The sequence below is a fragment of the Algoriphagus sp. oki45 genome, from assembly GCF_036245605.1.
Classification (GTDB): Bacteria; Bacteroidota; Bacteroidia; order Cytophagales; family Cyclobacteriaceae; genus Algoriphagus.
Map to the genome: position 1 here is coordinate 1,712,630 of NZ_BTPC01000001.1, position 11,379 is coordinate 1,724,008.

10 protein-coding genes and 1 pseudogene are annotated in these 11,379 nt (G+C 44.0%); 5 read left to right on the forward strand and 6 right to left on the reverse strand.

Annotated elements, in window-relative coordinates; translation table 11 throughout:
* The 4 genes from AAA942_RS07480 to AAA942_RS07495 all read left to right on the forward strand — a co-directional run bounded on the left by AAA942_RS07480 (position 1) and on the right by AAA942_RS07495 (position 5,502).
* A complete protein-coding gene (locus tag AAA942_RS07480) occupies positions 1-1,182 on the forward strand; it encodes a glycosyltransferase (RefSeq protein ID WP_338219624.1) in 1,182 nt (393 codons plus the stop codon).
* Positions 1,179-1,667 (forward strand): GtrA family protein, encoded by a 489-nt coding sequence (locus tag AAA942_RS07485; RefSeq protein WP_338219625.1) that lies wholly within the window; start codon positions 1,179-1,181, stop codon positions 1,665-1,667. The genes AAA942_RS07480 and AAA942_RS07485 overlap by 4 nt, the downstream gene beginning before the upstream one ends.
* A 135-nt stretch (positions 1,668-1,802) precedes the next feature.
* On the forward strand, positions 1,803-4,019 hold the full coding sequence (locus AAA942_RS07490; protein ID WP_338219626.1) for a T9SS type A sorting domain-containing protein: 2,217 nt from the start codon (positions 1,803-1,805) through the stop codon (positions 4,017-4,019).
* 160 nt (positions 4,020-4,179) lie between these two features.
* Positions 4,180-5,502 (forward strand): aminotransferase class I/II-fold pyridoxal phosphate-dependent enzyme, encoded by a 1,323-nt coding sequence (locus tag AAA942_RS07495; protein WP_338219627.1) that lies wholly within the window; start codon positions 4,180-4,182, stop codon positions 5,500-5,502.
* A gap of 8 nt (positions 5,503-5,510) precedes the next feature.
* Here AAA942_RS07495 and moaCB read toward each other — a convergent pair.
* Positions 5,511-6,257, reverse strand: a pseudogene (moaCB, locus tag AAA942_RS07500) (bifunctional molybdenum cofactor biosynthesis protein MoaC/MoaB); the annotation flags it as partial.
* 101 nt (positions 6,258-6,358) lie between these two features.
* Here moaCB and AAA942_RS07505 point away from each other — a divergent pair.
* Positions 6,359-7,429 carry a T9SS type A sorting domain-containing protein gene (locus AAA942_RS07505; protein ID WP_338219628.1) on the forward strand — a complete coding sequence of 357 codons (1,071 nt, stop codon included), beginning with the start codon at positions 6,359-6,361 and terminating at the stop codon, positions 7,427-7,429.
* A 75-nt stretch (positions 7,430-7,504) separates the two neighbouring features.
* On the opposite strand, the gene AAA942_RS07510 is transcribed toward AAA942_RS07505, so the two are convergent.
* Genes AAA942_RS07510 through AAA942_RS07530 form a run of 5 tightly spaced genes read right to left on the reverse strand, consistent with a single transcriptional unit; the run spans position 7,505 to position 11,294 of the window.
* Positions 7,505-8,272, reverse strand: a complete 768-nt coding sequence (locus tag AAA942_RS07510) for an ABC transporter permease subunit (RefSeq protein ID WP_338219629.1) — start codon at positions 8,270-8,272, stop codon at positions 7,505-7,507.
* Positions 8,265-9,008 (reverse strand): ABC transporter ATP-binding protein, encoded by a 744-nt coding sequence (locus AAA942_RS07515; protein ID WP_338219630.1) that lies wholly within the window; start codon positions 9,006-9,008, stop codon positions 8,265-8,267. Before AAA942_RS07515 ends, AAA942_RS07510 begins: the two co-directional genes overlap by 8 nt.
* Positions 8,995-10,227 carry a nitrous oxide reductase family maturation protein NosD gene (locus tag AAA942_RS07520; RefSeq protein ID WP_338219631.1) on the reverse strand — a complete coding sequence of 411 codons (1,233 nt, stop codon included), beginning with the start codon at positions 10,225-10,227 and terminating at the stop codon, positions 8,995-8,997. The genes AAA942_RS07515 and AAA942_RS07520 overlap by 14 nt, the downstream gene beginning before the upstream one ends.
* An 18-nt stretch (positions 10,228-10,245) precedes the next feature.
* Positions 10,246-10,680: a nitrous oxide reductase accessory protein NosL gene (locus AAA942_RS07525; protein WP_338219632.1), complete on the reverse strand. Its 435-nt coding sequence runs from the start codon at positions 10,678-10,680 to the stop codon at positions 10,246-10,248.
* A gap of 44 nt (positions 10,681-10,724) precedes the next feature.
* Positions 10,725-11,294, reverse strand: a complete 570-nt coding sequence (locus AAA942_RS07530) for a hypothetical protein (RefSeq protein ID WP_338219633.1) — start codon at positions 11,292-11,294, stop codon at positions 10,725-10,727.
* Positions 11,295-11,379 lie beyond the last annotated feature (85 nt).

Consider the following 11,379-nt stretch of genomic DNA (forward strand, 5'->3'; position numbering starts at 1 on the left):
ATGAAACTGGCCTTCATCACCCCATATCCACCAAGTCAAGTGACCCTGAACGAGTACGGATACCACCTGACCCGAAGTTTTTTGGGAAAGAAAGGAATCGATAAAATTTACATTCTGACCAATCATCTCGAGGATGACGCTCAATACTCTCGATATGCAGAAGAAGGTTTGGACATCATTCCTTGCTGGAAATTTGACAATTGGTTTACCGTACTGCATCTGCGGAAAAAGCTCAAAGAGCTGAAACCGGATGCAGTGGTTCTGAACCTTCAATTCATGACCTTCGGAGCAGGTAAAATCCCTGCTGCCTTGGGACTTTTGACTCCTTGGATGTGCAAGCTTTTGGGAATCCCTTCTGTGGTCATCCTACACAATATCACCGAAACGGTTAAATTGGATACGATCGGCATGGCCGACAGCAAGTTTAAAGGACAACTTTTCCTTTGGATTGGGGAGCAACTGACCAAGTTCATCCTGAAAGCCGACTTGGTCGGAGTGACCATCTCCCAATATGTGACCATACTCAAGGAGAAATACAAGGCGAAAAATGTGGTTTTACTTCCCCACGGCAACTTTGAACTTCCCGAAAGAAACTACCTCCCAGATGAACCCAAAGAGATCAATTTGATGGCTTTTGGGAAATTTGGAACCTATAAAAAGGCGGAGGTAATGATCGATGCCATGGAGATTCTTCAGAAAAAGTATCCCAATCTGAAATTCAAGTCTACCGTAGCAGGCACAGACAATCCCAATGTCAAAGGCTACATCGATGGATTGAAGAAAAAGTACGCACATCTTCCCAATGTGGAGTATACCGGTTACATCCCCGAGGAAATGGTATCCAAAATCTTCTGGGACAGCACCTTTGTCATTTTCCCTTATACCACCACTACTGGAAGCTCAGGAATCCTACATCAGGCAGGAAGCTACGGCAGAGCCTGTATCCTTCCAAAAATTGATGACCTGGAGCGAGTAGTGGAAGAAGAAGGATACGGCGGAGCTTACTTTGAAACAGAAAATGCAGAAAGCTTGGCCAAGGCAGTTAGCAGTCTGATCGATAATCCGGAAGAACGAAAGAAAATTGAAGATCAAAACTTCAAAGCTGCAAAGGGCCTACCTATGAACGAGCTGGCCCAATGGTACCTGAGTCATATTCAAAAGCTCTTGCCTAAAACATCATGAATTTATCTTTGAGCAAAGGAATTGAGGCATTTCTTCAGTTCTTTTACCCTATCTTCAAAAAATGGCTAGCCTACGATGTCTACGCCTACCTGGCTGTTGGCGCCCTCAATACCGCACTGAATATTTTCCTCTTTGCTGTATTGTATGAATTTATACTTCCCAAAAGTGGGTTGGATGTGGGAGACTACAATGTGGCTTCTTATACCTTGGCTTTGATCATTTCATTTTTTGCCACAATCCCTACGGGATTTTGGCTGAGCAAAAACTTTGCTTTTAAAACTGTGGATACGGGCAGAAAAAAAACCGGAAAGCAGTTTTTCAAATACATTCTGGTGGTTTCTCAAGGCTTGGGGAGCGATTATCTCATTCTTAAGGGCTTGATCGTTTTTTTTAATGCCCAACCCACAGTGGCAAAAATTGTATCTACAGTAATTGTCCTTACTGTCAATTTTCTTCTGCAAAAATACTTCACATTTAAAAAGTAATTATTCCATATTTTGGAAAATAATCTCGCTATTTCCTGAAAATGGAATTACAAAAATTTTCAATCATTTGATTTTCAATACTTTAAAAAACAGGATCATCTTTTGACATTTTTGGCATAGCTAGAAAGATCAATTATGAAAAATCACCTGATCAAACCTTTACTATTTGCAGTTAAGTGGATAATCCTTGTTATCATTTCGCATTCAACTTTAGCCCAGGAAGTCGATAATAAGCGATGTCCTCAGATTTACAAAAGAAACAATGGCAACGGACAAAGAATAACCGAGTTTGCTTTAAATATCAGTCCTGTAAGTAGCTATTTTTTAAATGCGCTAACCAAAAACTATGAAGGGACATTCACCTTTGGTTGGGGAGGTCAGATTCTTTTTCCTCCTGTGGTCACCAAAAGCTGGATCACAGATACAAGCGGGGCTACAAGGCTGGATTGGACATTTGGGAACAATGACACAGGAAGCCCCTTCAATCCTCCCGGAATTCCCAATTCCAATCAAGTATCCTATAACTTCCACAATAGTAATCTACCCACTGCCGGGGTAATTACCATCGAATTTTCCGATCCTCAAGATAATCTACCGTTATGTATCTGCTCGTATCCACTGACCAATGGAACAGCCACAGATGTGCAATTGATTGGAGAAGAGAATCTCCGAGTGAGCTCCGGAAATGACGGTGGATTGGAAAGTAAAAGTTTGGGAACTGCCGTAGTCGAGCAGATCTTTTCACAATACCAAAACGGAAATGTGGCCTTGAACTACCAAAGACAACCCAGCCTTAAAAACTATCAAATTGCTAGAACCCAAGGATTCACACTGGATTCTTTTATTCCCAATGAAGACCAATTAGGTGAAGAATTCACAGGATATATTACCAGCCCGACTGAGCTTCTGGACATCACCAATGCCGAGGAAGTGGTGTCAGTGGATTACCTCAAGGAGGGAAATAATTTTGCCACTCTCTTTGCCACTGCAACTTCCGGAGTCATTTACGAGCATTCCAAGTACGTTTGTGACCGTCTCAAAGGATCTGAAGTGCTGGCTATTGACAGTCTCCAAGTTGGAAACTATAAACTCATCCGAAGCTTATTAAACCCACCTTCAGGTCTAAACGAATACGCAATTTCTTTTTCTGTTGGATTCAATCAAAATGGTACGGAATTCCACCTTCAATCTGCCTGGTTGCTGGAGGATTATCAGCCAGAAGAGAAGTTTTTCAACTTTCAGCTTTGGAGTGCTGATGCAAAAGTCCTTCAGCGCATGGTGGAAGCCGTAATAGATTCATTTGAATCCAAAGGGACTATATTCCAAACCGTGGCGAAAACTCAGCCCGGAATTTTCGTCAGCAAATCGGTGAGGAAATCCAATGATCCGAGCAAGGTGGAATTGACTATTTGGAATCGAACTCACCAATCCTCTGTCCAGTTGATCTCCACTTCCAAAAGGAATGAAAGCTCAAATGAAATGCTGACAGAGACAAAAGAGGTGGCATTGACTCCCATGGGAATTCAGAAAATCGAATGGGATGCTCAGGACTATGCAGAGTCTTCTCTGGAATTACTCTCCTCGACCAAGCAGGATTACATTTATGAAAGTGATGGTCTTTGGGCTTCATTTGTTCCATCAGGGGGTCAGGTTAGGGTTTTTGATATTCAGAATCAAAATGAACTTCAAGCCAAAGAAGGAACCTATCCCATCTGGAGAAATGTACAGTTTGAATCTAGCGGTTCAGATTATGCCACCGTTTATAAAACAGTCAAAGGTGGCGGAGCTACTGCCGACTTAAGTTCTTTTAATTACCTAAACTTTGAAGCCTCCGGAACTGGAAGTTTGACTATTCGGCTCATTAAAAAGTCAGTCCAAAATTTTGAAGATCACTATTCCTACACCATAGCCCTCAGTCCAAACTCCAGAACCTACAGCCTGCCGCTTTCTTCTTTTCAATCCCCAAAAATGAATACTCCTGTACAGTTGAATGATTTGGTTATTTTGTCTTTCACTGTAGAAAGTAAAGATAAACTTCAGGTACAGCTTAAATCAATCAATTTTGCAAGAGAAAAAGAATTGGTCAACACCAATCCCCTCCAGCTTCAGGCCTACCCCAATCCAGTTTCTTCCCAAACGACTTTGGTTTTTGAATCCGCCATCGGTGGACCTATGGATCTGGGATTGTTCAGTATTGACTCAGGCAGATTGATTCAAAATCAAACCATTGAAACAAAAGCAGGATCGAATTCAACTTTATTAACTCTTAGTCCAGATGTAAAAAAAGGAATTTACATCCTTCGCCTATCTTCAAACAGAGAGTTGCTGACCACCAAACTACTGGTTCAATAAAAAATTTGAGCTGACTATCCAAAGTCTTAAAAGTGTCGGAAAGAAGAAAAGGCAAGTTCATTCTCCATAATTGAAGAAAATCAGATTATTGGGTTACATTGTATTTCAGACCTTGTAAGAAATACATTTTTAATCCCTTTGCTTTTCGCTGTACTAATCTATGCCTGACGCCTCTTTTCTGTCTCAAAAAGGATCAAAAGCTGCACAAAACCCCATCCGGGTAGATTTAAAAATCTACTCCGAAGCGATGGAAAACCTGTATCATCCCCAAACAAATCCCTCAGGCACACTTCCGATGAACATCGCAGAAAACCAGCTTTGCTGGGAAATACTTCGTGAACGAATTCAAAAAGTGACTCGGGAAAAGGATATCCCCGATTGGGTGGCCAACTATACCGATTCCAACGGAGCCCCATCTTTTAGGAAGGCCACAGCAGGGTTTTTGAGCAAATTTCTTTTCCATTGCCCAGTAGATCCAGACAGTCTTGCACTCTCTGTGGGTGCTACTTCGGTGATTGAAATGACCAGTTTCCTATTGGCTAATCCCGGAGATACAGCCGTCATTCCTGCTCCAAGTTATCCAGTTTACACTGGGGATATTGGCAACTTACCGGGAGTACTACGCTATGATTTGCAACTTCCCGGAGAATTCAATGAAAGCGAATATGACTTTGAAATCAGTCTATTGGATCAGGCAAAGACCGAAATCGAAGATAAGGGCAGTCGGTTTCGGATGTTAATATTGACTTCTCCTGACAATCCTACCGGAAAAATCTATCGGGAAGATCATCTCAGAAAAATTGCCTCATGGTGCATATACCATCAAATCCATCTCGTGGTCAACGAAATCTATGGACTTTCTCAGATTGACATCACTCATCCCGACTTGCAAGCGGACTACCCCAACCCAACCCCATTCGTTTCTTTTGGCAAGCTGATGCAGGAATTTCAAAGTCCATTCCTCCATTTTTGGTATTCCTTTTCCAAGGACTTCGGCATTTCCGGCTTTAGGATAGGCTTACTTCACTCGCACAATACAGCGCTGATTCAAGGGTATCAAAATGCTGGTGCAGGTCACTCCATTTCCAATTACACCCAATGGGTCATGCAGGAAGTTTTGGATGACCATACTTTTTTGGCCTCTTATTTCAAGAAATTCCAAAAACTGCTCACCCATTCCTATATCACCTTTACACAGGGCTTAAAAAGTCTTGCCATCCCATTCAACCCCTCAAGAGGCAGCCTTTTTGTATGGTTGGATTTATCAGAGTTTTTGGATGAAAAGAGTGAATCAGGAGAGGAAATACTTTGGCTGGACATATATAAAAAAACCTCTGTGTTGCTGACCCCTTCTAAGGGATTTGGACATCAGCAGCGGGGTTGGTTTCGCGCTGTCATTACCAGTATCAGTCCCTCAGAAATGGAAGTAGCCTTGAAGCGATTGGAAACCTTTGTGGAGAAGAGAAGAAAAGTAAAAATCTAAAGCAAAACTCATTCGTGCCTCTGCCCTTCCATTACTCTAAAAACATGGAGAAAAGCCGGGAAAACGGCATCTATAGATTCTCCTGCCCCAGAGGTAGAACCCGGAACTGCCAAAATCAGGGTGTTCCCAATCTGCCCGGCTAGAGATCGGGATAGCATGGCAAAAGGCGTACGCTGCTGACCATAGTTTCGGATAGCTTCTTCAATTCCGGGAATTCTTCGGTCCAAAATTTCCTCCAAAGCATCCGGAGTGACATCCCGTGGAGAAAGACCTGTGCCCCCGGTGAAAACCAAAAGATGAATGCCTGATTTTTCTGCTTCCTTGGCGAGTTTTTGAATTTGGACCCTGTCATCGGGTATGACGATCTTATCCCTGACTTCTACTCCATGATCGGTTAATTTTTCCCGAATCACTTCCCCAGCCCGATCTTCCCCTTTGCCAGCGGAGATCGTATCCGAACACACCACAATCCGGGCTGAAATTGTCTGATTTGGAATTGGGGTTCGATCAGATTTTCCGCCTTTCTTTTCTACCAGTTTGATCTGTTCGATGCTTACCCCCTTATCGATGGGCTTGAGCATATCATACATAGTCAATGCCACCACTGAGGCCGCATGCATGGCTTCGACCTCCACGCCTGTCTTGTAAATGGTATGGATTTCTACCAAAACCTTGACTTCCATTTCCCCCACCTCATAGCTTACTGAAGTGAATTCGATCGGTAAGGGGTGGCAATCGGGAATCATGTCTGCAGTCCGCTTGGTTGCTGGAGGATTACAAAACTTATCCCGATCATTTCAACTTCCAATTTTGGAGCGCAGATGGAAAGCTCTTGCAATCGCTGATCCTGGATCTTTTGAATAATCTAAAATTCCAAGGAACCATAAACCAGGTTACTCAAGTCTCTGTTCCCCAGATTTTGATCACCAAAGGTCACAGAAATCCAAACGAACCCGGTAAAGTCACCCTAAAAATCCTCAATCAATCAGAGGCAAATGAAGCCAGCCTAAGCTATGAAGCCAAGGTTTCAGAGACCTCCAATGAGATCATCAACCAACAACTTACTTTCCCCTTACCTTCCAAAGGCTTGCATACTTTCACTCTGGACTTGAAAGATTACGCCGAGGCTGCCGTCTTTTTAGGAAATAAAAACCAAACCACAGACTATGTCTTTGACAGTGATGGGTTATGGAACTATTACCTGCCAGAAGGATCCAGCCTGAATGATTTTACGGTATCCAATGGCACCACCGAAGACTCTACGGCCAATTATCCACTTTTGAGAAAAGTGGATCTGTCAGCCCAAACTTCCACCTATGGCACCATTTACAGGACGATTCGAGGCGGTGGAATTCCTGCTGATTTATCCGGATATGAGTACTTGAGCTTTTCTGCCAAAGGTTCTGGTGAGCTTGCGATTCGATTGATTAAAAAGTCTGTGGACAAATACGAAGATCACTACACGCTCACTGTACCACTTACAGGACAAGAGTCCCAAGTTCAAGTAGCTCTCAAGGATTTTGAGTCCACCGGCATCAACCAAAGCTTGGACCCTTCTGATCTGGTTATGATCTCTTTCACCAATGAGGGATTTTCAAATTCCGGTCTTATGGAATTGGCTTTGGACAAGGTCAGGTTCACCAATCAAAAAGAAATCACTGCACCTGCGAAGGCAGAAGCTTTTGTCTATCCAAACCCTTTTGTCGGGAAAACCAATGTCATCTTAAAAACCCGAACCGGTGGAGATATGGTTTTGGGAGTTTATAATCTAGCTACCGGAAACCTGGTTTATGAAGAAACCATCTCTACCGTTCCGGGAGAAAACCAAAAAGAATTGATCCTAGACCAAGCCGTGAAAGATGGATTTTACATTCTCAAAATCGGTTCTTTGACAGAATCTGTGACTGCAAAACTCTGGGTGCAATAAGAATCTATTTCTCCATCCCTTCACTAGGGATCCTAGTTAGGGACCTCAGGAGTTATCCTTCGAACTTTAACTCTATCAGAAATCCCTTTTTCTAAAAACCCGGGTGGCAAGATAATTTGGAACAAGCATCCATATCACCAAGGCAAATGTGGCAATTAAAATGCCTGATCCACTGGAAAAGAACTGTTGGAAAAAAGCCCCTGTATAACCCATCAAGGCCGAAATATCCAACTGCATCAGCATGAGTATTCTTCCCAAGTCAACAGGATTTAGCATGACCAGTGCCAAGGTGGCTTTTTCTAATGGATAATCGGCAAAGCTGTAAATGATGTACAAGACCAAGCCGTCATAGACCAAGGAAAAGTAAATCCACAGCGCCAGACTTATTCCGATGGCTTTGGCCTTGTCCCTAGTGAGTACGCTTGCCAAAAATGCAAATCCTGCAAAGACTGAGCTTAACACGACTCCAACAACCAGCAGCGTCAGCAAACTGCTATCAGCACCCCAAAGCATCATAGGAAGTCCAAATCCCAGTAAAATAGATAAACTCAGCATAATCACTACGGCCAGGAGTTGGCTGAGAAACACGTGAATCCGCTTTACCGGCTGAGCCAGCATCAATTCGATAAACTCCAGATTATTGTAAAAATGGGTGGTGGCAAAGACCGCAGCAATCAGCGGGATAAACAGGATCATGATATTCATCAGGCTGAGCGAAACCTTGCTCAGATCATCCGAAACCTGGTAAATCGAAATCGCCACTAATGCCAAAAACACCGTGTAGATGATCGCAAAGCGGGATTTCAGAATATCGTAAAGCGCGTATTTGAGTAGCTTAAACATGGCTCAGAATTGGTTTACTTGACTTTTTTTTTAGGGTCCACTGCATCAGTTTGGCGATGGCAGGGGAAAACTTGCTCTCTCCGGTGATTTCTTTGAGTTCTTCGATGGTATCTGAGAAAAAAACCTCTCCCTCGTAGATGTAAATGGCCCGATTGGTCAGCTCCTCGAGATCGCTCAGAATATGAGAAGTGATCAGGATCAACTTTCCTTGCTCCCGCTCTTTTTTAATCTTGGCTTTTAGCACCTCCACCGCAATCGGGTCGAGTCCGGCCGTGGGCTCATCCAAAATCAGAATATCGGGATTGAATAAGAAAGCCAAAGCGGCGGAGACTTTTTGTCGAGTACCTCCGGAGAGTGTTCCCAGCGCTTTGTCTTTCATCTGCTCCAGTCCAAAAGCCTCCACCAATTCCAAATCATAGGTTTTGATCTCCGGACGCATGTCTTTCATCATGGAAAAAAGCTGCCCGATCTTCATATTAGCCGGATAGTGTCCGATCTGAGGCATATAGCCGATCTGTTTGCGATAGCTCACGTCACCTTTGATAGATTGGCTGGCGACGGTGATGTCTCCACTATCGGGGATCACCATGCCCAGGATGGTTTTGATCAGGGTGGTTTTTCCTGAGCCGTTAGGCCCCATGAGGGCGTAACTGTTTCCAAGCTCAAACTCCAAGTTGAATTCCTTCAGAACTTGCAGCTTGCCAAACTTTTTGGATATGTTTTTAACCGAAATCATAAGGTCGCATTTTAGGTGAGTGATCGATCATTTCGTCCGGAGTCATAGTGGGCAGAATTTTTTCCATCCTGTCCAAAAGCGTCACCATAAAGCTTCGCCATAGCATCACTGATGCTGGGATTTTTTCGACGATCACACTGTATAGATTGATGGGACGATAAGGCACATCCCCGATTTTATCTTTGTTGAGGTCATAGCCTTCGTACTTATCCCAATAGTTTTCTTTGAGCTCGTTGAGCACGGTATTGCCATTGGTGCTGATGTCAAAGGTATTGCCGGCAAAATTATTGGCCTGAAATAGGTTCTGATCACAGCTCGCCATAAGCTTCAGCGCCCATCCGTTTTCTTTGAAGTTGTTGTCCTTGAAATCGATCCGGCTGCTGCCCTCCATGTAGATACCGACCGTGTTTTTTTGAAAGGTATTTCCGATGACTTTGCTATCTGAGATGTCCTTAAGCAGGATGCCGTAAGCGCTGCTGCCCCAGTTTTCTTCGAAACGGTTTTCCTGCATGGTCACGTTTTTGGTGTACATGACTGCTACACCGGCCCCGTTTCTTTTGAAGGTATTTCTCAGATAAGTATTGTCATGGGAAAACATAAAGTGCAAGCCATAGCGCATATTTCCTTGGATGAAGTTTTCCTTAGCCAGGGAATTAGTAACAAACTCCAGGTAAATCCCGTCCCGATGGCCTGAAACCTCGTTTTTCTCAATCAGGTTGTCCTTGCATTTCCACAGGTGAATGCCGTTACCCACCTCAAATTCCCGGGTAGCTGAAGCTTTGACTTTATTATTTCGAATCGTAAGGTTGGACGAATTGGAAAAGTGAAGACCAAAAAAAGTATCCTCCAGGATATTATCTTCCACAGTACAGTTTTTGGAATCGAAGAATTTGATTGCGGCCGAATCGTCCATGTTTGACTTTCCGGTTCGGATAAATTTCAGTCCCCGAACCAATACATTTTCAGCTGCAATGAGGAAAATGTTGCCCTTGTTTTCCCCATCCATCACCGGGTAGTTTTCTCCGATCAGACTCAGGGGCTTGCGGATCGTGACCGCTGATGCTTGATACGTTCCTGGAGAAAAAAGCAAGGTATCACCGGCAGCAGCCCGATCTACCGCAGCTTGGATGGATTGGCCAGGCTTGAGAACGATCTTGGCCCCTTCCGCGGAAAATCCGCTGAAGGACAAGAAGATGAATAATAGGATCAGTCGGTTCATGACTTTCGATTTCAGACCTTACTTAAACTGAGTGGTGAGTTCGCCCCAAGCGAGGTACACACCGCCATTTTTGGACTTGAATTCTTCCAAAAGACCAAATTCGGGGAAAGCCACGACATTGGAAGCCATGGGGGTTTTAAACTCGGGAGACTTGAGGTAATGGGCAAAATTGGCATCGATGAGCGTGCCGGGATTGAGGTAGTCCATGACCAAGACATGCTTAAAAGTCTGGCTTTTCCCTTCCTCGGAATCCATGTACCCCATTAGGCAATTGACATCATCGAAGATGAAAATCTTGCCTTTGTCAGTAACCAGTTCGGCTCCAAACTTGGGATCCATCAGGGTCATTTTGCAGTGGTGGCAGGCGTCTTGTCCGAGGACAATAGGTCTCGGTTCGGAGCTGCAGGCTGCCAATATCAGCAGAGAGATCAGTGCAATCCATAATCGGTTCATAGCAAAGGGGGTTAATTAAAGGTCGTTAGGTCAGGTTTTGGGTTTTATTTTCCTTTCCAATCGAGGAAAACAGCAAGCATCAATAGGCCTACTCCACCCATAAGTATCCAGCTGCCGGTATCCGGACCGGAGTAAGCCAGAAAGTTTAAGAGTTGTTTGTATCCAATCAGCGGAGGCTGGTAAACCATACCTTCCACTTTGATGGCAGCCTTGGGGTCTAGCTCATGCCCGTATTCATAGCCCCAGCGGTACATATCCACCAGAATGGCGATACCAAATAAGGTCAAGAGTCCGAGAAAGGAATAGAGTGACCACCTTTTCCCAAGCAGGAAAAAAATAACACCCAATCCGATAATCGCTCCCATGACATACTTGAGGTAGGTGAATTCTGGAAACATCTCCACTCCGATATGCTTCATGCCGATGTAGTGGTTGACTCCATTGATCTGATCCACATTACCACTGAGGTGGTCGATCCAGATTTTCATATTCAGTCCTTCCGGATACTGAGGTGCCCATAGACTGATCTGCCAAAGCGGAGTGAAATAGGCCGGAATCAAGGTCAGCACAGCGACTAAAATGAGAATTCGGTTGGTATTGCTGAGGGATTTCATGACTAAGGGGGAGAAATAGAGGCTGTTTTTTGTGGCCGAGTTGTCAGCCTGAGCGGAGTCGAGGGCAATCGTACCAAGTACAACC

Excerpts from the sequence above, each read along its gene's own strand:
- AAA942_RS07480 (WP_338219624.1), top strand. The coding sequence starts at position 1 with ATGAAACTGGCCTTCATCACCCCATATCCACCAAGTCAAGTGACCCTG.
- AAA942_RS07485 (WP_338219625.1), top strand. The coding sequence starts at position 1,179 with ATGAATTTATCTTTGAGCAAAGGAATTGAGGCATTTCTTCAGTTCTTT.
- AAA942_RS07490 (WP_338219626.1), top strand. The coding sequence starts at position 1,803 with ATGAAAAATCACCTGATCAAACCTTTACTATTTGCAGTTAAGTGGATA.
- AAA942_RS07495 (WP_338219627.1), top strand. The coding sequence starts at position 4,180 with ATGCCTGACGCCTCTTTTCTGTCTCAAAAAGGATCAAAAGCTGCACAA.
- AAA942_RS07510 (WP_338219629.1), bottom strand. The coding sequence starts at position 8,272 with ATGTTTAAGCTACTCAAATACGCGCTTTACGATATTCTGAAATCCCGC.
- AAA942_RS07515 (WP_338219630.1), bottom strand. The coding sequence starts at position 9,008 with ATGATTTCGGTTAAAAACATATCCAAAAAGTTTGGCAAGCTGCAAGTT.
- AAA942_RS07520 (WP_338219631.1), bottom strand. The coding sequence starts at position 10,227 with ATGAACCGACTGATCCTATTATTCATCTTCTTGTCCTTCAGCGGATTT.
- AAA942_RS07525 (WP_338219632.1), bottom strand. The coding sequence starts at position 10,680 with ATGAACCGATTATGGATTGCACTGATCTCTCTGCTGATATTGGCAGCC.
- AAA942_RS07530 (WP_338219633.1), bottom strand. The coding sequence starts at position 11,294 with ATGAAATCCCTCAGCAATACCAACCGAATTCTCATTTTAGTCGCTGTG.